General features: G+C 64.0%; 12 protein-coding genes. 8 read left to right on the top strand and 4 right to left on the bottom strand.

What is annotated here, in order from left to right; all coding sequences use genetic code 11:
• Positions 1-30 precede the first annotated feature (30 nt).
• From ACODSP_RS23065 to ACODSP_RS23095, 7 genes are all read left to right on the top strand, one after another.
• Positions 31-339, top strand: coding sequence for a helix-turn-helix transcriptional regulator (locus tag ACODSP_RS23065; RefSeq protein ID WP_444735238.1), 309 nt, complete (start codon positions 31-33; stop codon positions 337-339).
• On the top strand, positions 305-1,549 hold the full coding sequence (locus ACODSP_RS23070) for a type II toxin-antitoxin system HipA family toxin (RefSeq protein WP_488967887.1): 1,245 nt from the start codon (positions 305-307) through the stop codon (positions 1,547-1,549). Before ACODSP_RS23065 ends, ACODSP_RS23070 begins: the two co-directional genes overlap by 35 nt.
• Before the next feature lie 530 nt (positions 1,550-2,079).
• Complete coding sequence (locus ACODSP_RS23075; RefSeq protein ID WP_488967888.1) at positions 2,080-4,686, top strand: COR domain-containing protein; 2,607 nt, start codon at positions 2,080-2,082, stop codon at positions 4,684-4,686.
• Positions 4,687-4,830: 144 nt separating this feature from the next.
• Entirely contained in the window at positions 4,831-5,799 is a 969-nt protein-coding gene (locus tag ACODSP_RS23080) for an AAA family ATPase (protein ID WP_488967889.1), read from the top strand.
• Positions 5,780-6,634, top strand: coding sequence for a ParB/RepB/Spo0J family partition protein (locus ACODSP_RS23085; protein ID WP_488967890.1), 855 nt, complete (start codon positions 5,780-5,782; stop codon positions 6,632-6,634). Before ACODSP_RS23080 ends, ACODSP_RS23085 begins: the two co-directional genes overlap by 20 nt.
• 104 nt (positions 6,635-6,738) lie before the next feature.
• Positions 6,739-10,260 (top strand): hypothetical protein, encoded by a 3,522-nt coding sequence (locus ACODSP_RS23090; protein WP_488967891.1) that lies wholly within the window; start codon positions 6,739-6,741, stop codon positions 10,258-10,260.
• Positions 10,261-10,941: 681 nt separating this feature from the next.
• Entirely contained in the window at positions 10,942-12,078 is a 1,137-nt protein-coding gene (locus tag ACODSP_RS23095) for a replication initiation protein (protein ID WP_488967892.1), read from the top strand.
• A gap of 286 nt (positions 12,079-12,364) precedes the next feature.
• On the opposite strand, the gene ACODSP_RS23100 is transcribed toward ACODSP_RS23095, so the two are convergent.
• The 4 genes from ACODSP_RS23100 to ACODSP_RS23115 form a co-directional block, all read right to left on the bottom strand.
• A complete protein-coding gene (locus ACODSP_RS23100) occupies positions 12,365-15,541 on the bottom strand; it encodes an efflux RND transporter permease subunit (RefSeq protein WP_488967893.1) in 3,177 nt (1,058 codons plus the stop codon).
• Positions 15,538-16,632, bottom strand: a complete 1,095-nt coding sequence (locus tag ACODSP_RS23105) for an efflux RND transporter periplasmic adaptor subunit (RefSeq protein WP_488967894.1) — start codon at positions 16,630-16,632, stop codon at positions 15,538-15,540. Before ACODSP_RS23105 ends, ACODSP_RS23100 begins: the two co-directional genes overlap by 4 nt.
• Before the next feature lie 265 nt (positions 16,633-16,897).
• Entirely contained in the window at positions 16,898-18,820 is a 1,923-nt protein-coding gene (locus ACODSP_RS23110; protein ID WP_488967895.1) for a sensor histidine kinase, read from the bottom strand.
• A gap of 9 nt (positions 18,821-18,829) precedes the next feature.
• Positions 18,830-19,531, bottom strand: coding sequence for a response regulator (locus ACODSP_RS23115; RefSeq protein ID WP_488967896.1), 702 nt, complete (start codon positions 19,529-19,531; stop codon positions 18,830-18,832).
• Between the two features lie 480 nt (positions 19,532-20,011).
• Here ACODSP_RS23115 and ACODSP_RS23120 point away from each other — a divergent pair.
• The coding region (locus ACODSP_RS23120; protein WP_488967897.1) for a beta strand repeat-containing protein at positions 20,012-23,315 on the top strand (3,304 nt) is incomplete at its 3' end.

Raw genomic sequence — 23,315 nt, forward strand, 5'->3', positions numbered from 1 at the left:
CAGGTTTTTTGATCCTTAAAGGGTACATTGATGAAACGCCCCGTCCTGCTCAGCGCGCCGGAGGCCGACGCGTTGGACCTTCTGGGCCGCCGCGTGCGGCTGGCGCGGCTGCGGCGCAACCTGTCCCAGGCGGAGTTGGCCGACCGCGCCGGCGTGACCCGCAAGACCTACATCGCCCTGGAACAGGGGCGGGAGACGGTGAATATCGGCCTGCTGGTCAAGGTGATGGCCGCACTCGGCTATCTGGAACGACTGCCCGACCTGCTGGCCGCCGATCCCCTGGGCGAAGAGATGGAGGAAATCCATGGGCGACAGCGCGGCGGCCGCCTGGCCGGTTGATGCCTCGGGCCGCCTGGCCGGCATGCATGTCTTTGCCGATACAGCCGATGGCCCCATCCTGGCCGGATTGATCCGGTTTGAAGGGGCGCGCGGCCGGCTGGGCACCTTCCGCTATGACCGCGACTGGCTGGCCCGGCCCGACGCAGCGCCCCTGGCCGCCTCCGGCCTGCCGCTGCGCACACGGGCCTGTCAATCGGTGCCGCCGCACGAACTGCCCCTGCCCTTCTATGATGCCAGCCCCGATGGCTGGGGCAAGGCCATCCTGGCCATGGCCTATCCCGACGTGCCCCTGGCCGCACCCGAATATATCGCGGCGGCGGGTGGCGACCGGGTCGGGCATCTGCAATTCGGACCCGACGCCAGCGGCCCCGCCCTCTGGACCCCCTCGCCTGCCCTGCTGGACCTGCCCAGCGAACAGGATGATCTGGCGTCCCTGGCCGATGCGGCGGACGCGGTGGAGGCCGGGATGGCCACCGCCTCGCATCTGGCCCGCCTGCTGGACAGTGCCGCCGACATTGGCGGGGCCCGGCCCAAGGCCCGCATCCGGGTGGAGGGTGAGGCCTGGATCGCCAAGATGCGGGCCCGCGACGACGCCTTTGACCATCAACGGGTGGAGGCTGCCTGTCTGTCGGTGGCGCGCGACGCCGGGATCGACACGCCCGACCATCGGTTGACGGAAGTGGCGGGCCGCTCCGTCCTGCTGGTCCGGCGTTTTGACCGCAACGGCCCCCGCCGCCTGCCCTATTCCAGCGCCGCCACCATCCTGGGCTATCCCCCCGGCACCTACCGGCCCGACGGCGCGTCCTATGCCGACCTCGCCATCATCGCCCGCCGGTCGGGCATCAAGGATTGCGCCCGCGCGCTTTATGAACGCATGCTGCTGAACTGTTTCCTCAACAATACCGACGACCATCTGCACAACCACGCCTTCATCGATGACGGAAACGGCTGGCGCCTCTCCCCCGTTTTCGACATCGTCCCCCAGGCCGCCCGCGCCCTGGTCCTGCGCCCCGCCCGCGGCTGCACCGCAGAAGCCGACCCCGCCCAGGCCCGCACCACCTTCGACCGCTTCGGCCTAAGCGCCACCGACGCCGCCGAAAGCTTCGACCGCATCCAAACCGCCGCCACCCGCCTGCCGGAATGGCTGAGCCATTACGGCGTCAGCGCCGCCGACCGGGCCGTGGTGATGCGGCGGGTGCGGGTGGGGTGAGGGGGCCGCCACCAACGCCGCCGCCCGTGCAACCAAATGAAACAGAAAATCATACCCTGTTTCAGCATCCCCTTTTCAGAGGGTACACCTTTCCCACTCCGAAAGCTGTCAACTCCGAAAGGGGATGCGGGCACGGGGCAGGGGATGCGGCGGATACTATGGCATGAAGGGCGGGGGAAATCAGCAGTTAGAGCGGCCTTCTTTTGACCGGGAGCCGCCCCTCCCCACCGTCATCCCGGCGCAAGCCCATAGGCGCTAAGTTAGCCACTCGCACATTGTTGCCTCCCCCGCGAAAGCGGGGGTCCAGGGGCCAAAAGCGCCGAGATGATGTTCCTGGTGGCCCCTGGGTTCCGGCTTGTCGCCGGGATGACGGAGGGGGGCGCCGAAACCGACATCACCACACCAAACCAATGGCCCAACACCGCCCACTCCGCCCCCTTTCCCACTACCTGAATTGATTGTCCATGTCCCCTTAAGCTAACCTGTCACGTGCAACAGACAGCGGACCTTCAGGCGGGGATTGGGGCGGCATGGACGATTATCAAGAGGCACTGGCGCGGATTGAGAAGGAAGCCAGGGTGAAGACGGGGAGGTTGGATCTGGATGATCTGGATTTGGCCCGCCTGCCTGCGGAAATCTCTGCGCTAACCCATATAAAAAGCCTCTATTGCAGCAACACGCCGGTCGGCGACCTATCCCCCATCCAGAAACTCATAAACCTGCAAGACCTCCGTTGCTGGAACACGCCGGTCGGCGACCTATCCCCCATCCAGAAACTCACAAACCTGGAATACCTCGATTGCAGTTACACACAGGTCAGCGACCTATCCCCCATCCAGAAACTCACAAACCTGGAAAATCTCGATTGCAACAACACGCAGGTCAGCGACCTGTCCCCCATCCAGAACCTCACAAACCTGCGAAACCTCAGTTGCTACGAGTGCCCTGTCACTTCTTCCGTGCCAGCACTTCTGGCAGCTTTGTCCAACATGAGGTTCCTCAGCCTCGGCGGGGCACTCATCCGAGGCATTCCGGCGACCGGTGTGCTGTCGGAAAGGAAGGATGACAACTGCCTTGACCGCCTGCGCGCCTACTTCGCCGACTTGGAGAAAGGCAAGGCGGCAACCGATGCTCATATCAAGCTGCTGATCCTGGGCAATGGTGGTGTTGGCAAGACCCAGATCACCAACCGTCTCTGCGACGCGAAATTCACTTTCAATCCCGATTGGGACAGCACCCATGGCATTCGGATCAACAGCGCCAAATTGCCCGCCATTGACAGCGTCCCCGTCACCCTGTCGGTCTGGGATTTCGGGGGACAGGATATCTATCATGGCACCCATTCCCTTTTCCTGAACAGCCCGGCGATTCAGCTTCTGGTCTGGGACAAGGAAACCGAGAAACGCCCCCGTCATGGCAGCGACGACCAATGGTTCCGTGATTATCCCCTGTCCTATTGGCTGTCATTGGTACGGCTTCAGGGGCCGGCAAACAGCCCCATCATCGCCGTGCAAAGCAAATGCGACAGCGTCACCGCAGAAACTGACCCGCCGCATGTAAGCGAGGAGGATATAAGGGGTCTGCCCTTCCCTTGGCGTCCCCAATCCCTTTCAACCAAAACCGACCATGGCTGGCCTGGCTTTATGGATCGGCTGCGGGCCGCCGCCGCCTGGATGCGTGACCCACAGAATGGACATACCGCGCTGATCGGCGAGGGATGGGAACAGGTGCGCGCGGACCTGCGTTCCAGGCCGGAGACCGAGCATCTGATGTCGATGGAGGCGTTCAGGTATCTGTGCAAAACAACGGGCCTGGACTCCGACCCCACCACGCTTTTATCCTGGCTGAACGGCGATGGAACCGTGTTCCACCGCGACGGCTTGTTCGACAATCAGATCGTGTTAAACCCGCAATGGGCATTGGACGCTATCTACGCCCTGTTTGACCGGCAGAACGGGGCGTTGAAAACGCTGCGCCAAGGACGTGGGCGGTTCACGCGGGATATGCTGGCCCGGCTGGTCTGGCAGGACTATAGCCGGGAAGAACAGGAACTGTTCCTGTCCATGATGGTGTCTTGCGGCATCTGCTTTAGAACCCGGACAGTACGGGAAATGGGGATGGAGGTGGCGGAATATATCGCCCCCGACCTCCTGCCCGACCATTCCAATGTCGCGGACGATATTGCCCGCCATTGGCAGGATAAGGAAAAGGGTGATGAGGCCACCCTGTCCTTCCCCATTCTGCATGGTGGCCTGATCCGTACCATCCTATCCGCCATTGGCGGCATGAAGGGTGGCCACCATGCGCTGTACTGGAACGGGGGCATCCTGGGGCTGGACGCGGCGTCCCAAAGCCGTTTCCGCCTTGAACAGGTGGAACAACCGGACGAGCGGGATTGGCGCGGCAAGATCAGCATCCGCACCCAGGGTGGTGACGCGAGGGGCCTTCTGTCGCGTCTGCTGTCGCTGACCTACGCAACGATTGACCGGATCGGTCTGAAAGGGGCCGAACTGGACAATGGTATCAAATGGTCACCCCGTGCCAAAGATGGGGAAACGGACAACGCACCCCTGGCCCTGGTGGCGATGACACCGCAAGGCCGGAATTGGTTCGTATCCTATGCCTGGGATCAGCACGAGTTTTTTGTCGATTGCCTGTGCGATGCGGCCAAGATCCACAAGATTGAGATTCTGCGGGACAAGAATGTGATCGGCATGGGTGGCAGCATCCCCAATTTCATGAACAGGCTGCGCGATGGGGAGCGGGTGTTTGTGGTGTTAAGCGACAAGTACCTACGCTCCCCCAACTGCATGTATGAGCTGGCGGAGATATGGGACAGAAGCAGAAAGGACCCTGGAAAGTTCCTGCCCCGCATCTGTCTATGGACCATGCCGGACGCCAAAATCTGGACCCCTGCCGACCGAGCAGCCTATGCCGTGCATTGGCGCGACCAGTATAACAAGCTGAACGCCATCGTGCAGGAACAGGGGGAAGACATTCTGGGCCCCACTGACCGCGAGGCCCTGCGCAATATGCGGCGCTTCTCCACCGATGTCGGCGAAATCCTGGCCACACTGGCCAACCACATCCAACCCCGCACCTGGGCGCAGATATTGGAACATGGCTTCGCTGACTAAGCCCCACCCCCATGTGCAACGTTGCACACTCGCCTCAGAATAAGTCTCCCCCCCAACCAGTTGACACCCCACCGTCAACCTGATTGACAATCCCCCCTGCCCTCGCCCACTCTGCGCCCGGCACATCCGGTGAAGGGTCTGGTGATGGCGGGAGAGGTGTTGAAGGCGTTTCGCAAGCGCAAGGGGTTGACGCAGGAGGGCTGCGCCCGGCACCTGAACGAGGCGCTGGGGCGGTCCTATGACAAGGCGCGGATCAGCCGGTGGGAAAGCGGCAAGGAGCCGGTGCCCGATGCCGTTCTGCGTCTGATCGGCGGCGGTGGACAGCCGGGGCGCGCACGCATCATCGCCTGTTCCAACCAGAAGGGCGGGGTGGGCAAGTCGGCAACCTCCGTCAATCTGGCCGCCAGTTTCGCGCGGCTGGGCTTCCGCGTGCTGCTGGTCGATGCCGACCCGCAGGCCAGTGCCACCGCCATGGTCGGTTGCGATATTATCGAGCTGGAGGATAAGGGCGCCACCCTGCATGCGGTGCTGGTCGATGACCGGCCCGTGGCCGACACCATCATCAAGCTGCGGACCTTTGATGTGTTGCCGTCGGGTCTGGCGCTGGCGGAGTTTGACAGTGCCGCCGGTCTGGTGGGCCGTGAGACGCGGTTGAAGGCGGCGCTGGCCGAGCTGCTGGGCGATTATGATTTCATCCTGATCGACACGCCGCCCAACCTGGGTTCCATGACCATCAACGCGCTGAACGCCGCCGATCATGTGTTGATCCCCGTGGCAACAAGGCCCGTCGATCTGCTGGGCATTCCGCTGCTGTTGAAGACCATTGGCCGCGTGCGCCGCTTCACCAACCATGACCTGACGGTGCTGGGCGTGCTGCCCACCATGTATGCCGAACGCCAGACCGTGGACCGCGAGGTTCTGGCCGATCTGCGCGCCCGGTTCACGGGCGACAGCGACCTTGGCCGCGTGTTCGACCCGATCCGGATGAGCACGGGCATCAATCAGGCCGCCTATAACAATGTCATCGCGGTGGAGGCCCTGCCCCCGGATCATCCGGTTCAGGCCTATTTCCATCTGGCCAGGGAGATTGCCGGTGAAGTTGCAGAAGGGTAAGACGGCCTTTGGCCGGGCCATGGATGATGTCGCCGCGCGCGGCGACGGCTCCCTGATCTCCCGCGATTTTCCGCGCCTGATCGAGGTGGAGCACGCCCGCGTCCACCCGCGCAGCGATCAGCCGCGCCGCCATTTTGACGAGGATGCGCTGCGCCAGCTGGCCGACAGCATCGAACGCCAGGGCCTATTGCAGCCCATCCTGGTCCGCCCCCTGGCCGATACGCGCGGGGAATATGAGATTGTGGCCGGCGAACGCCGGTGGCGCGCGCTGGGGCTTCTGTCCCGCCCCACCCTGCACGCCATTGTCACGACGGGCAATGCCGAGGAAATCGCCCTGGTGGAAAATCTCCAGCGCGTGGACCTGTCACCGCTGGAGGAGGCGCACGGCATCCAGGCCCTGATGGAACGCCACGCCTATACGCAGGAGGCCGCCGCCGGCGCCCTGGGCTGGAGCCGGACACAGGTCAACCGCGTGCTGAAACTGCTGTCCCTGCCCGACGACATTCTGGCCGAATGTGCAACGTTGCACCTGTCGCGCAATGCCATGGTGGAACTGGCGCTGGCCAGCGACGGGGCCGAGCGCGCCCGGCTTCTGGACCTGCTGCGCCAGGGGGCGTCGGTCAAGGCCCTGCGCGAGGCCCGCGCGCCAAAGGCGGAAGGGCAGGGGGCACGGACACCAGCGCCCAAGGACCGGCCCGACCCCGTGCGCACCGCCCTGACCCAAGTGGAACGCGGCGTCAAGGCCCTGGCCAAAACTCCGACCGCACTCGACGACACCCACCGCCGCACCCTTCAGGCCCTGCGGCGGGAGATCGACCGGCTGCTGAAAGGGTAGGGGAGGGGGGTCTCCACCCCATACATATTTATGCAATCGACAATTGCTTTGCCGCCCCGTCTTTCCCGCTGATACCATCGGCTGGTAACGGTGGGGAGGGGGCCTTGGCGGGGGCGATAACGGTGCGCGGAGCGGCGGTTGTGACCTGCTCCATGCTGGCGGGTGCCTGCGTGGGCGCATTCCTGTTTCCCGTTCTGGCCCCTGCCGGTGCCGCTGGTGCCGCCACCACGGCGCTGATGACGGCGGGCGGCGGTCTTGGCGGCAACCTTTTGGCCAATTGGATCGACCGATACGGCCCCGACAAGCTTGCATCGCTTCTCGCCGGCCCCCTGTCACTGCCCAAACATGACGACATGGTGCGCGTGGCCGATCTGGCCCTGTCCTGCGCCCTGAAGACCCTGCTGAAGGAATTGGGGCAGGAATTCACCCAAGGTGGCAAGGCCGGCAATGACCTGCGCGCCTGTCTGGAACAATGGCAGCAGCAGGCCGACAGCCACACCCGCCGCGTGCCGGTGGCGGAGGTGAAAGACGCCATCACCACGGCCCTGGCCCGCCTGTCCGATCCGGACCCGGCACAGGCGCTGAACCTGCTGCTGGCCGACGCCATAGCACCCGACATGCGCCATACCACCGACGCCGGATATATGGCGGCATGGCGGCGACTGGCCAACCGGCTTTCCGCCCGCCTGCCGGACCTGCTGTCCGCCTATGTGGCAGAGGCGTTGAAGACCGACGAGCGCTTCTTCCGTGCCGTCACCCTTACCCGGCAAAGCGCCCTGGTGCAAACAGGCCAGGATGTGCTGGCAGCGGTGCAGGCGCAGGGTGAGCAACTGCGGGACTTGCAGGCCGCGTTGACGGCGCAGCTCGACCAGAACCAGTGCCAAGTAGACCTGGCGGATTTCCGCACGGCGATAACGACGCAATTGTCGGCGCTGCAATCCGCCATACAGGTGGAATTTGACAATGACCGCGCCCCGCCGCTGACCTGGCCGAAACCAACGCAGCAGACGGGCCAGGAACTCAGCCTGCTTTATTACGACCGCAAGGCCCCCTTCGTGGGGCGCGATGACGCGCTTGCGGCGCTGAACCAGTTCATCGACGATCCGGCCCCCGTGCTTTGGACCAGCATCACCGGCGGCGCCGGTGTGGGGAAAAGCCGTCTGGTGCTGGAGGCGCTGTCGCTGCGCCGTCTGACGGGCGGGGTGGTCGCCACATTCCTGCCGCCCTCGGCCGGCTGGCTTGCCAGCAAACGCTATGAGAATTGGCGCGCACCCGAACCCACGGTTCTGGTCATCGACTATGCCGGCGTGTCACCGGAACTGGTCCGTGATCTGATCGACAATCTGGCCTGCCGGACGGACGCCCAGGCCCTGCGCGCACCCGTGCGCCTGCTGCTGCTGGATACCCAACCCAACCAGGGCGAATTTGCCCTGCCCAACCGGATCAAGGACAGCACGGAAAAGGGCCGGCGGGCCGCCGACATGGAATGGTCGGACGCGGCGCGCGCGGCCCTGGACCTGCGCCCCCTGTCCGATGCCGACCTGTTCACCATCACCGCAATCTACCGCGAGGCGGTCCTGACAGACGTGGAGGTGGGGAAGGTGACGGCGGCGGTAAGGGCCGATGCGGAACTGGGCCGCCCCCTGTTCGCCGCCCTGATGGGTCTGGCCCTGCGTCACTGCACCGACACGCCGCTGACATTGGCCGGCGTCACCAGCCATTTCCTGAACCGGCAGGAAAAACATTGGATGGAGCGGGACAAGATCACGCCGCTGGACCGCACCCTGCTGGCCCTGGCCACTTTGGGCGGGTCGGTGCCGTTGGTGGATGTGCTGACCGACCCCTTGCTGGCGGATTTGCTGCCGGCGACCGGAAAGCCTCACCGCCCGACCCTGCGCCAGCATTGGTCATTGATGGCGGGAAAGCCGTTGCCCGACACCCACCTGACCAAGCTGGAACCCGATTATGTCGGCGGCCTCTATCTGCTACGTCATCTGAAACAGGCCGCCCCCGGCGACCCCCGCCAACCGGATGAGGTGGCAGCAGAGGTCAAACGCCTGATCACCCTGGCCTGGAAACATGGCGACCCGCGCGAACCGCTGATCAACCTCGCCCGCAATTTCGCGGGTGCTGCGGAATGGGTGGGGCTGGTGACCGAACTCGCCTTATACAGACCACCTAGCAAAAAAGGTTGGGGGTGGGCTTTCCTGCTCCCTGACCTCGCCTGCGCCATGACACAGCGCGGGGCTGATGACCAAGTTGACCGGCTGCTGGACGCCATTGGAGAGGGCAGCAGTCGGCAAGACAAGGTTCTGCTTGCTAGGGCTTGTTTCAAAAGTGGCCTAGCGGCGGACTTCGGCAACCATCCAAAGACGGATGAGCGGCTGGACCGTCTAAGTCGACTGGCCGACGACAATCCGACCCTCACGCTCGTCGCCCTTGAACTTGCCAAGGGACTGGTCAACGCGTTGGCGCGCCCCGGGCTAGACGCGGCAACGGCCGATAGACTATTGACGCGGTTGCGCGATCTCGCCACTGCGTATGACGGCATTTCCGATGTAGCCCTAGAATTGGCTAACGGACTCGTCAACGCCTCAGTCAATGCCGGAACAGACGTCGCAATGGCTGACACCTTTCTAGCAGAGTTGCGCGATATTAATACCATGTACGATGGCAATGCTGACATCGCCTTGACCTTGGCCGTGGGACTATTCAACGCCGTCAACAAGGCCGGGGCCGACGTCGCAAGGGTCAATACCTTGTTAAGCGAACTGCGCGACATTGCCAGGGCGTATGACGGTAATGCTGACATCGCCTTGCAACTGGCCACGGGACTTTACAACGCCTTCAATAATGGCGGGCCGGACATTAGAAGAACTAATACCTTGTTAAGACAGTTGTACGAAATAGCCAGCGTTTATCATGCAAACCCTGATATCGCCCTGAAACTTGCCAAAGCAATTGCCAATGCGTTGGCAATTGCCAACCAGGACGCAGGACGGAGGGAAAAACTGTTGAAGCAGTTGCAGGACATCGCCACTGCGCACAACGGCAATAAGGACATCGCTCTGGCCCTGGCCATGGGACTTGCCAACGCGCTGCCAGGTGTTAGAGCGGGCGCCGTACGGGCAGATAAACTGTTGAAGCAGTTGCAACATATCGCCGCCACGTACAACGGCAATACGGACATCGCTCTGGCGTTGGCGAGAGGACTATTCAACGCACTCAACAAGACCAGGATGGACACAGCACGGGCGGACAAACTATTGAAGCAGTTGCGTGACATCGCCACTGCGCACAACGACACCGCTGATGTCGCCTTGCTCCTTGCTAAGGGACTGTTCAACGCTTGTGACAATGCCGGGACGAACGGGGCCAGGGTCAATACCTTGCTAGATCAGTTGTACGAACTCTCTACGGCACACCAGGGCAACGCTGATATCGCCCTGCAAAGGGTCAATGGTCTGGTCATGACATTCCACAAGGGGTTTGGAAACGACACCGCCGTTCTTAACGAACTATCAGCACTAGCCTTGGCGCATCCAGAGGTGAGGCTGATACGGAATGCCCCGCACGCCGCCCAACAGATCATCGCCCGGCGACGGGCCGGGCAGGACATCTCCTAGAGACACGCCCACCTTTTCCCTTCACAGACCCCATTCTCCGCTATAGGATAATGATCCTTCAAAAAAGGATCAAAAGCCGTGACCCTGTCCTCATGCAACACAGATGATTTTGTGGTTCACCCGGTTGCACGGGGGCGGGTTGTCCTGGCGAAATCTCCGAATTCTGGCCCTGGCAAAAACTCCGTTCGCCGCTGGCACCCTGGCCAAATCTCCGAATCGGTGCTGTTGAAGGCCTTGGATTCCAAGGGGTTGCCGGCGGACTGGCTGAACCTCCGAATGGACCTGTTGTCCATGCCCCTTTCAGAGGTTCTGGTGGCGCCGTTTGTGCCTGAGAACCCTGGCAAAATCTCCGATTGGCGGCTGGCGGTCCTGCTGCGATTCGCCCTGACCGGGGCCTGCCGTCCGCCCGTTCGCCCCCGTCAGGCGGGCCAAGCCCCTGTAAACCCTGGCATAATCTCCGAATTCAGACGCTGGCGTGGGCTGCGTACGCAGATTTCTGGCCCTGGCAATATCTCCGAACAACCTCAAAATCCGGCCTTTCCTGAAGTTCCTTTACTTCCTTTTCTGATTCCTAGAGGCGAAATCGCCCCATCGGATCAAGGGCTTACGACCCATTCCGGGGAGGTTTTGCCAGGGTCAGGGGGAGGTTTTGCCAGGGTCGAACGGGAGGGATTGCCAGGGGTGAAGGGGAGGAATGGCCAGGGGGAGGGGGCGGCATTCGGAGTTGCCGGGACCCTACCTCCGACCTACACTGTGCCCATGGTTGCCAAGCCCACCAGCCCCGCCCCGCAGGCCCGCAAGACGCCGCTGACCCTCGTGAAAGCCACGGGGGCCGTGGAGATCAAGGCCGATGCCGACCTGTCGCTGGCCGACCGGCGGCTGTTCAACCATCTGCTGGCCCATGCTTACGAGAACCTGGGCAAGGTGGAAAGCCATTCGATCGAGCTGGCCTCCATCCGCCGTTTCGCGGCGGAGGTGCGGGACGGCACGGCGGATGTGAACAATACCCGCCTGAAATCCAGTATCGAGACATTGCAGAAGGTGCTGTGCCAGTTCAACTACCTGCGTTCCGACGGCACGCCGGGGTGGGAGTCGGCGCAGCTGATGGGTCCCTGCCGGATCGAGGGGGGGACGCTGACCTATACGTTCCATTCCTGGGTGTCGGAACGGCTGCGCGAACCAGCCTTATATTCCTATTTGTCGCTGCGCATCATCTATGAGTTTGAGAGCAAATATGCGCTCACCATGTATGAGGTGCTGAAACGCTATGCCGACCGCAATGCCGAGGAGCCGTACTGGCAGGCCAAGGTGGAGGAGCTGCGCGCCGTCCTGGGCTGTGTCGACAAGCTGAAGGATTGGAAAGACCTGCGCAAATACGCGCTCGACCCGGCGCTGGAGGAGATCGGACGGCTGGGCGATTTCTCTGCCACCCTGCATGAGATCCGCCAGGGCGGGGGCAGGGGGGGCGGGCGCGTGGTCGGCTGCGTCTTCCGCATCCACCGCAAGGACAAGCAAGCCGCCGAACAGGCCGCCCGCGAGCTGGCCAAGCCCAAGGCGCAGCGGCGCGGCGAACGGGCCGCCGCCGCCGAGGATGGCATGTTGGCGGCCCGGACGGAGGCGGCCCTGCGCTTCCTGGACGGGGCCGATGTCGCCAAACGGCTGCAATGGGCCAAGCGGGCCGAAGAACTGGGCATGACCCTGCCGCCCGCCGCCTCCGCCAAGGATAATCTGCGCAAATGGGTGCCGGCGCTGGCGGTCCTGATCGTGGAGGAGGAACGGCTGCGGGTGCGCGGCGGCGGGCCTACGCCGCCGGCCTGATGATGCATTTTCCCTCAGGCGCCGGGCGCTGCCATCCGGCAGCTTGGGCGTACGCGGGCATGTGCCCGCGGGCCTTGGATCGGGTTTACGTCGACTGGAATCACTCCATATCGTCATCCCGGCGGAAGCCGGGACCCAGCGTGAGGCGCGGTTAGCGCCGATATAACCCATGTCGCGGCAGACGCCGCTTTACGCTGGGTCCCGGCTTCCGCCGGGATGAGGAAGTAAACATGTTTCCGGTCAGAAGACGTTCGCTCTAAAGGGTCATCTTCCATGACCCTTGGTATTATTCCGCCGCGTGGTCCGGCACCGGTGCCACTCGGCCCCCCTTGCGCCCCACCCACCACTCCTGCAGACGGGCGCGCAGCATCAGGGCGCACGGCGTGACCACCAGGGTCAGCAGGGTGGCGAAGGTCAGGCCGAAGACGATGGCGTTGGCAATCGACGTCCACCATTGCGTCGCCGGCGCATCCACCGTCACCGCCCGTTCCAGCACGTCGATATTGACGCCCAGGCATAGGGGCAGCAGGCCCAGCACGGTGTTCAGCGCCGTCAGCAGCACGGGCCGCAAGCGTTCGGCACCGGTGCGCAGGATGGCGTCATAGGCGCTGGCCTCTGTCTTGCGGTACTGATCATAAGTGTCGATCAGCACGATATTATTCTGCACGACGATCCCGGCTAGGGAGATGATGCCCAGGCCCGTCATCACGATGCTGAACGGCTGACCGGTAATGATCAGGCCAAGCGTCACCCCGATGGTCGACATGATGACCGAGGACAGGATCAGGAAGGCGCTGTACAGGCTGTTGAACTGCGTCACCAGGATGATGGCCATGATGACCATGCCGGCCAGGAAGGCGTTGGTCAGGAAGGTCTGGCTTTCCTGCTGTTCTTCATCCTGGCCCTTGAAATTCACGTCCACGCGCGGATCGACCGGGTTCTTGACCAGCCAGGCTTTCAGCTCCGTCAGCTTGGTATCGGGCAGGGTGCCGGAGGTGACGGCGGCCTTCACCCGCATCACCCGTTCACCATCCACGCGGTCCACCTGACTGACCTTCTGCGCCGGGGTGACGGTGACAAAGTTGCTGATCGGCACCGATCCGGCGGAGGTGACGACGCGGACCGCATCGATCCGGTCGATGGAGCGGTATTGCTCCGGATAGCGGACAACCACGTCAATCTCGTCATCCGTATCATCGGGGCGATAGGTGGACAGGATCAGGCCGTTGGTCACCATGCGGACGGCATCACCCACGGCCGAGGTATCCAGCCCGAACTTGGCCGCCTGCGCCCGGTCCACATCCACCTGCCATTCGATGCCGGGCAGGGGGCGGCTATCCTCGATATCGATGACGCCGCCCAGGCTTTCCAGCCCGCGCCGCACATGCGCTGCCGCCGCCGGCAGCAGGTCGGGGAAGCGGGAGGAGAGTTCGACCTGCAGGGCCTTGCCCGTGGGGGGGCCGCTTTCCTGCTCCCGCAGCTCAATCTGAATGCCGGGCAGGTCGGCGGTGCGCCGGCGGATATCCTCCAGGATGACATCGGCCTTGCGCCGCTGCTGCCAGTCCTTGAAATCCAGCTGGATCTGGCCGATCACGTCGAGCGCGGCATCATCGCCGCCCCCGCCGCCATTGCCATCGCCGCTGGTGCGGGCATAGACGCTGTCAAATTCGTTCAGTTGCAGGATGCGCGCTTCGACCTGTCGGACCAGCACATCGCGTTCATCGATGGACATGTTGCCACGCGCATGTACCAGCACGGCGGCATTGTCCGGCTCCACATCGGTGAAGAACTCCACGCCATTGCCATGGGTGGCGTACCAGGCCTGCACCCCGATCAGCAGGCCGATGGTGGCCAGGATGACCATGCCGGGCCGGGCCAGTGCCCAGCGCAGCAGGGCAACATACGGCCCCTCCAGCCTGGCCGGCGGGTCGACGGGATCGCTTTCATCCTCATCGGCCAGTTGGTTGGCGGGGGCGTAGGGCAGCACCGGCCCATGCGCCCGCCCGAACCGTGCGCCCAGCACGGGAATGAAGATCAGCGCCATGGCCAGCGCCGCCATCAGGGTGGCGAACTGGCTGATCGGCAGGAACTTCATAAACTCGCCCACCACGCCGGGCCACAGCAGCAGGGGCGCGAAGACCGCCAGCTGTGTGGCGGTACTGGCGATGATGGGCCAGGCCATGCGGCGGGCCGCCAGCCCATAGGCGCGTTTGGGCGACATGCCGTCCGCCATCTTGCGGTCGGCATATTCGGTGACGACGATTGAGCCATCGACGACATTGCCCGCCGCCAGGATCAACCCGAACAGCACGACGATATTGATGGAATAGCCCATGCCATGCAGGACCAGGATGGCCGTCAGGAACGATCCCGGCACGGCAATGCCGACCAGAACGGAGGTACGAACCCCCAGCGAGGCGACGACAATCACCATGACCAGCAGCACCGTGATGGCCAGATTATTGCCCAGATCGTTCAACATCATCTTGATGTCGCCCGACTGGTCGCCCGTATAACTGACCACGACATTGGCGGGCCAATAGGCCTGTTCGGCGGCCACAACGGCGCGCACCCGCTCAATCGTGTCGATCACGTTCTCGCCCGTGCGCTTGGACACGTCCAGCGCGACCGCGCGGTCGCCATCCAGGCGGGCATAGCTTTCGGCATCCTTGAAGGTGCGGCGGATTTCCGCGATGTCGCGGAACCGGACCACGGCATCGCCCTGCACCTTGATGGGCATGTTCCAGATGTCTTCCACCGTCTCGAACAGGCCCGGCACCTTCACCGCGAACCGGCCCTGGCCGGTATCCAGGCTGCCCGCCGCCACCAGCCGGTTGGAGCGGGAGAAAAGCTGGGCGATCTGGGTGGCGTCCAGGCCGTAGCTTTCCACCTTCACCGGATCGACGATGATCTCCACCAGCTCCTCGCGGTTGCCGCGGATGGTGGCCGACAGGACGCTGTCGATGCCTTCCACCCGGTCGCGCAGCTCACGGGCCAGATGCATCAAGGTGCGTTCGGGCACATCGCCCGACAGGACGACGGACACGACGGGGAACAGGGAGAAATTGACCTCCGATATGCGCGGCTCCTCCACCCCGTCGGGCAGTTCGGCGCGCGCAATATCGACCTTTTCCCGCACGTCTGCCAGGGCCTGGTCGGCATCGAACCCGGCGGAGAATTCAAGCACGATGTTGCCGCCACCCTGATAGGCGGTGGATCGCATCTCCTTGATCCCCTCGATGGTCCGCACCTCCAGCTCGACCGGGCGCAGCAGCAGCCGTTCGCTGTCCTCCGGGCTGATGCCGGTATAGGACATGGAGACATAGATCAGCGGGATGTTGATATCGGGGGAGCTTTCCTTCGGTATGCTGACAAAGCTGATGGTACCGGCCACCAGCAGGAAGCACAGGGTCAGCATCACGGTACGGGCATGGGCCAGGGCCCAGTTGATGATGCCGTTCATGGCGCCTTCTCCATGACCGTAATGACCTTCTGGCCATGGGTGATGAAGTCCTGGCCCACGGTGACCAACGTGATGATGTCGGGCAGGCCGCCCAGCCAGATGCCGCCGTCGGGCGCAGTGCCCAGCAGCTGCACCGGCGCGAACCGGGCGGTACCATCGGCCTCCACCAGCTTCACGCCCACAGTGCCATTATCGGCCAGGGTCAGGATGCCGGGCGAGACGCGATGCGCCTTGGTCTCTGCCACCGGCAGGGACAGGGAGGCGGTCAGGCCGTCGCGGATGCGGTTGCCCGGATTGGGCACCTCCAGCTCGACGCGGAAGGTGCGGGTGTTGGGTTCCGCACTGGCCGCGACATAGGTGATGGTGCCGTCCAGCGCCGTGCCGTCCAGCAGCCGGGCACTACCCTTCATGCCGGGGCGCAGCTGGGTCACGTCGCGTTCGGTGGCATTGGCGACCACGCGGATCGGGTCCAGATCCACGATGGTGCCGACCACGCCGTTCACCTCCATGAAGCTGCCCACCTCCGCCTCGCGCGTTTCCAGAACGCCGTCGATGGGGGACTTCACCTCCAGATGCGCCACATCCAAGGCGGCCTGACGCTGTTCAGCCTCCGCCGCCTCGAACAGGGACTTGGTTTCGGCCAGCCGGATCTGCGACTGGAAGCCCTTGGCCTGCAGGCTGCTGGCCGCCTCAAACTCGATCCGGCGCTGCGCCAGCCGGGCCGTCGCCTCGTCCAGCCGTTCGCGCCGTGCCTTGGCGGCGATGCGCAGCACGGGCTGACCGGCGCGCAGGGTGGCGCCGCGTTCGGCCAGGATGGTTTCCACCGGTCCCGCCACCTCGGCCCGCAGGGAGACTTTACGGAAGGCCTCCGTGCGGCCCGGAATGGACAGGGCGGCCTGCATCATTTCCGCCGACTGGCGGCGCACCTGCACGCTGGCCTTGGGCGTGGCCTGGGGGGTGGGGGGCTTGCTGCCCGGTGCCTGTGCTGTCTGTTCGGGGGCCTTGCGGTCCCCAAATACCACACCCGACAGCACCCAAAGCACGGATACAGCCAAGATCACGGCCGCGATGATGACGGACCGACGATTCATTCCCTAACCCCCCATAGACAAACAGGCGCACCAAACCCCCTGTTTGGTGCGCCGCAATATGGCGCGCGCATTGATCGCTGCAAGTTGGGGCAAGGAATTAAGGGCATCCCGGCCTGTCCGCCGTGCTCTCCATCACAGAGGATTGAATCTTGTTCAAATCGGAAAAATGGTCATTCCTGTTCCGACGGGCTGGAACCTACGGCCACCAAGCGCTCCGAGGTGATTGCGAGATGCAAGGGCGGAGCCCGTCTTGTCGAGCGCGCCTTCAGGCCGGTCCGCGTATCTCGGCTGGCAAATCCAGGGTGACGGTGGTCCCGCCGGAGCCGGATTGGATGTCGAGCATCCCGCCCAGGGCATCCGCCCGCCGGCGCATGTTGCCCAAACCATAGCTGCCCGGACGGCTGACCACCCCGCCGCGTCCCTGGTCGATCAGGCACAAGCGCACGCCATGGCCCGGCTGCGGAGAGGGACCAGCTTCGATGGTCAGGGTGGGCGAGCCGCTATGACGGGCGGCGTTGACCGACGCTTCCTGCAGGATGCGGAAGATGTTGAGGGTGGCGCCAGGGTGCAGGCCCTTCACCTCCGGCAGGGTGGATGCGCGCCACACCAGCGTCACGCCCTGGGCCATGAGCTGGGGCTCTATCCGTTCGCGGAACAGGGCCAGCATCACACCGAGATCATCACCCGAACTTTCCAGCGATGCCACCACCAGCCGGAGATCGGCCAGCGCCCCACCAACCGAGACCGCGACCTCGCCCGATGCCTCCCCCTGCAGCTCGCACAGGGCCAGGATCGAGACGAGCTGGCCGGCGATGCCGTCATGCAGGTCACTCATCAGGCGCACGCGTTCGGCCTCCAGCACGGCTGCCTTGGCCTGCTTCTGCTCACGGGCGAAGCTGCGGCGCAGGGCGTCTTCGGCTGCCGCCACCTCGCGCCGCAAGCGCTGGCTGAACTGGTCCAGCACATTCATGGTCCGGGCAAAGCGCCACACCAGCACCGCCGAGACGACCGCCATGATGACGGGCCAGGCGAAGCGACCGAGCAGGACCCGGTTAGGCTCCAGAGAGTCGCGGGTGAGCAGGATGTCATGTACTGCAATGACCAGATTGAGCAGGAAGGCGCTGGCAAGCGCAGTGGCCGCGACATCCCGCTCACGGAAAGCCGCGCGCACCACCAGCACCAGCACCCATAGCGCGCTGGCGGACATGAATGGAAAGTAGATGCTTGTGAGCAGCCACCGGTGCAGATCGACCGGAAGAGTGAGAAAACTGACGACAATGAGGAGCGGCGGCACCAGGAAGGCGCCCAGGGGGACCGGCAGCGGAAGGCGGGCGAACAGCAGCGCCATGGGCAGCGTGAGGCAGGTGGCCAGAAACCGGGCATGGTTGATGAGCTGGAGAGAGCTGTCGCTCAGCATCCCTTCACCCAGGATCGCCGGTATCGACACGGCAGCGTGGGACAGGATGACGCTGCTGGTCACCAGGAAGACCTGATCACGACGGCGGGCGAGCCAGATGACGAACAGCGAAAGGCCCATGGTGATGTGCCAGCCGTCGATAATCCGTTGCATGGTCGAGAACAGGAACCGCCGCTGGTCATGGTTGGGGCGCAGCAGGGCGTCGGGCCCAATGGCGACACGATCCAGGAAGGCACTGACGACGCCACGCTTGGACAGGACGATCTCGAACTCGTTGATGCCAGGGCGCAGAAGCGGTGCCGGCACCAGGAACGGGACATTGCCGGCAATATCGGCCTCCGCCCGTTCCCATGCACTGGTGGCGAGGAAGACGCCGTTCAGGGAAATAGTGAGCACCCCCTGAAAAGACGGCGCATAGAACGACACGCCCTGCGCGTCTGCGGGCCGGGCGACCGGATCATACGCATACTCGATGCGAAAGGTGGCCGCGCAGCCTTCGGCGGCCTCAGTGGTCGGGCAGCGATAGGGCAAAGCCACGGGCGTCCATGCTGCCGGGCCGCCGGCCTGATCGCTGGGCACGGCCCGCCACGCCTCATCGATAAACAGGGCCGCCGCATCGTCCGACAGGGTCGGATTGGCGATGTAGGCGAGTGAGGTGACAACTGCGATCAGCAGCGTCAGACACAGGGCAGACCGCCACGCCCAGCCCCGCCGGGACAGAGGGGCGGACGCGCCAAGGCTCATGCCCGTATCGGCACTCGTCGACGGCATGGCGGCCCCTCAGCCCTTCAGGTTGATGATATTGTGATTGATCGCGGCGAACACCGCCTCGCCGCGGGAATTCACCTCCAGCTTGCGATAGATATTCTTGATATGGGTCAGCACCGTGTTGCGGGAGATGCCCAACCGCTCCGCGATGTCGCCATAGGTCAGGCCCTTGGCGACCCCCCACAGAATGTCTGTTTCCCGCTCGGTCAGCGACGGCACCGGTTCGGCTGCCGGCAGGGTCGACGGGGCGTCCTGCCGGCTCTGGACGCGTCGGACGATGGTGCGGGCGATGGAGGTCGAAATCGGTGACCGTCCGGCCACAAGGTCGAGCACGGAGCCCACCAGATCGATCGCCGTTGAATCCTTCAGGATATAGCCTGCGGCCCCCGCCTCGATGGCGGTCAGCACGCTGCGCTCATCCCCCAGGACCGACACCACCATGATTTCCATGGCGGGGTAGAGCCGCCGGTTTTCGTGGATCAGGTCCAGTCCGCTGCCGTCGGGCAGCTTCAGGTCGGTGACCAGGACCGCCGGCACATGGGCGGCACAGAGCGCGCGGGCCTGCGCCAGGGTGGCGGCAGCGGCGACCAGATCGATGCGGTCGGCGGCACGCAGGATCGCGCTCATGCGCTCGCGGATCGGACGGTCATCCTCCACCAGGAGGACGCGGATGCGGTGATCCGGCGCCGACGTCGCGTGCAACTCACTGGTCACCACAGGAAAACGCCTTTCGTCTAAGGGGATCGCATCCTGGTCTGCGCGCGCAGGATAGGAAGGTTCGCGAAATCTTGCCAATACCCAAACACGGGTCAAGCCGGCCCGCCAGCCCCGATCACGCCGCCTGCCGGCGCGGCTTTCAAAAAGAACCATCCGCCCCCCCCGGTGCAGCGGACAGCGCCCATTGCCGCAGACTACCCGCAACAGCTTCGCCGCAGCATCACACGATGTGGGGATACCGGGGTGGGGCGGGCCTGACTTAAGGTCAGCCCACTTGCTGCCGAACAAGACCGAAACAGGGGTTGGAAGATGACCAGCGTCAATTTTAAAGCGCTCTGCGAAACGGTCGCTGAAAAAGAAAATCTAAGCGCTGTACTTAAATAAAACCGCCAGAACCTTGACGTTCTGAAAACACTTGTCTGGATTCATCGGATCCATGCAGCCGCCAATATTTTTATTTATTTGGAGTGACTGACCATGGCTGATTTGCTGCCGACCGCCCAGGGGCCGTCCAGTGTTACGGTGACGGAGGGCGTGGCCTATTCCTTCACCGGGTCCAATCTGATCAGCCTGAATGATTCCGATGGCGGCGGGCCTGCGACGGTCGAGGTCACCTTGTCGGTGGCCCACGGTACCCTGACGCTGGGCAGTCTGACCGGCCTGACCTTCACGACGGGTGATGGCAGCGGCGATGCCAGCATGGTCTTCACGGCCAGCCAGACGGATGCCGACAGCGCCCTGGCGACCCTCAGCTACACCGCCACCGGCAACACCGACACCAGCGACAGCCTGAATATCCAGATTACCGGTGTCGCGGTGGCCCGTGACATCAACCTGCGCAGCCTGGCCAGCAGCGACGGGTTTCGCATCGCCGGCGTCGGCATCCAGGACAATTCCGGCAATTCCGTATCCTCGGCGGGGGATATCAACGGCGACGGCATCGACGATATGATCGTCGGGGCCGTCTATGCCGACCCGAATAGCCTGAGTGACGCTGGTGCGGCCTATGTCGTCTATGGCCGGTCCGGCGGCTATAGCAGCGTCGATCTGGCCGCTCTGGCCAGCAGCGACGGGTTCCGCATCGCCGGCGCCAGCGGAGGCGACAAAACCGGCTGGTCCGTATCCTCGGCGGGGGATGTCAATGGTGACGGCGTCGACGATATGATCGTCGGGGCGCGCTATGCCGACCCGAACAGCCGCAGCGATGCCGGTACAGCCTATGTCATCTATGGCCGGTCAGGCGGTTATAGCGGCGTCGACCTTGCCACCGTTGCCAGCAGCGACGGGTTCAAGATCGCCGGTGTCAGTGCTTATGATAACGCTGGCTATTCCGTATCCTCGGCGGGAGATGTGAATGGCGACGGCATCGACGATCTGATTGTCGGGGCCTACTATGCCGACCCGAATAGCCGGAGTGACGCTGGTGCGGCCTATGTCGTTTATGGCCGGTCCGGCGGCTATAGCGGTATCGATCTGGCCGCTCTGGCCAGCAGTGACGGCTTCCGCATCGCTGGAGCCGACGAAAACGACAATACCGGCTTTTCCGCGTCCTCGGCGGGGGATGTCAATGGTGACGGCATCGACGATCTGATCGTCGGGGCCATATCTGCCGACCCGAGTGGCCGGAACTATGTGGGTGCGGCCTATGTGATCTATGGCCGGTCCAGCGGGTATAGCGGCATTGATCTGGCCACGCTGGCCAGCAGCGACGGGTTTACAATCGTCGGCGTCAGCGGCGCTGACTTTACCGGCTCGTCTGTGTCGTCGGCGGGGGACATCAATCACGACGGCATCGATGATCTGGTGGTCGGGGCCAGATTGGTCGACCCGAACGACCGCGATGGCGCTGGTGCGGCCTATGTGATCTATGGCCGGTCCGGCGGGTATAGCAGTGTCGATCTGGCCGATCTGGCCAGCAGCGACGGTTTCAGGATTGCCGGCGCCAATGGCAACGACCGGGCCGGCTATTCGGTGTCCTCGGCGAGGGATGTCAATGGCGATGGCGTCGACGATCTGATTGTCGGGGCCGCCTATGCCGACGCGAACGGCGAGACCAATGCCGGTGCCGCCTATGTCATCTATGGCAAGTCAGGCGGCTACAGCGACATCGACCTGGCCGATCTGGCCAGCAGCGACGGGTTCAGGATCGCCGGGGCCACGGAATACGATACTGCCGGTGTTTCCGTGTCCGCCGCAGGGGATATCAATAGAGACGGTGTCGATGATCTGATCGTCGGGGCCAGCCGGGCCGACCCAAGCGATCGGGAGAATGCCGGTGCCAGCTATGTCATCTATGGCGTCAAAGCAGCGACGCCCACCGACAGCAGCATCACGATCAATATCAGCGGGGTGAATGACGCGCCCGGCTTTAGCGGCCTGGACGGCAACGCGGCCTTTACCGAGGGCGGCAGTGCGGTGGTGCTGGACGCCAATGTCACCGTGGCGGATGCTGAGCTGGATGCTGCGGGCAATTATAATGGGGCCGTGCTGACCCTGTCCCGCTCCGGGACCGCTGTGGCGGACGACCGGTTCAGCTTTGCTAGCAGCAGCGATTTCACGGTCAGCGGCTCCAGCCTGATGGCCAGCGGCAACAGCATCGCCAGTTTCACCAGCAGCGGCGGCACCCTGACAGTCACCTTCACCACCCATGCTACGCCGGCCCTGGTGGACAAGGTGATGCAGCATGTGGCCTACAGCAATACCAGCGCCACACCGCCGGGCAGCGTGACGCTGGCCTGGACGCTGTCCGATGGCAATAGCGGGGCGCAGGGCAGCGGCGGTGCCCTGTCGGCGACCGGCAGCAGCGTGGTGACCATCACAGCCGTGGACGGATTACCGACGGCCAACGGTCCGTCCAGTGTCACGGTGACGGAGGGCGTGGCCTATTCCTTCACCGGGTCAAATCTGGTCAGCCTGAATGATTCCGATGGCGGCGGGCCGGCCAGCGTGCAGGTCACCTTGTCGGTGGCCCACGGCACCCTGACGCTGGGCACCCTGACCGGCCTGACCTTTGTGACGGGTGATGGCAGCGGCGATGCCAGCATGGTCTTCACGGCCAGCCAGACGAATGCCAACAGTGCCCTGGCAACCCTCAGCTACACCGCAACCGGCAGCACCGACACCAGCGACAGCCTGAATATCCAGGTCGCTGCGCCCCGCGCCATCGATCTGGCCTCGCTGGCCAGCAATGACGGGTTCGCAATCACCGGCGCCGCCAGCTACGACAGTGCCGGCTATTCCGTGTCCTCGGCGGGGGATGTCAATGGCGACGGCATCGACGATCTGATCGTGGGGGCCATCTATGCCGACCCCAGCGGTCGGGAGGATGTCGGTGCCGCCTATGTCGTCTATGGCCGGTCTGGTGGCTATAGCGGCGTCGATCTCGCCGCTCTGGTCAGCGGCGACGGGTTCACAATCGCCGGTATCGGCAGCCCCGACCATGTTGGCTATTCCGTATCCTCGGCGGGGGATATCAATGGTGACGGCATCGACGACATGATCGTGGGGGCCAAATTTGCCGACCCGGGCAGCCGGAACGATGCCGGTGCGGCCTATGTCATCTATGGCCGGTCCGGCGGCCAGAGCGGCATTGATCTCGCCGCTATGGCCAGCAGCGACGGGTTCACAATCGTCGGCGCCAGTGATTACGACAATGCCGGCTGGTCCGTGTCCTCGGCGGGGGATGTCAATGGCGACGGTATCGACGACCTGATCGTCGGGGCCATCTATGCCGACCCAAATAACCGGAGCGATGCCGGTGCTGCCTATGTCGTCTATGGCC

The sequence above is a fragment of the Niveispirillum sp. FG156 genome, assembly GCF_057809555.1.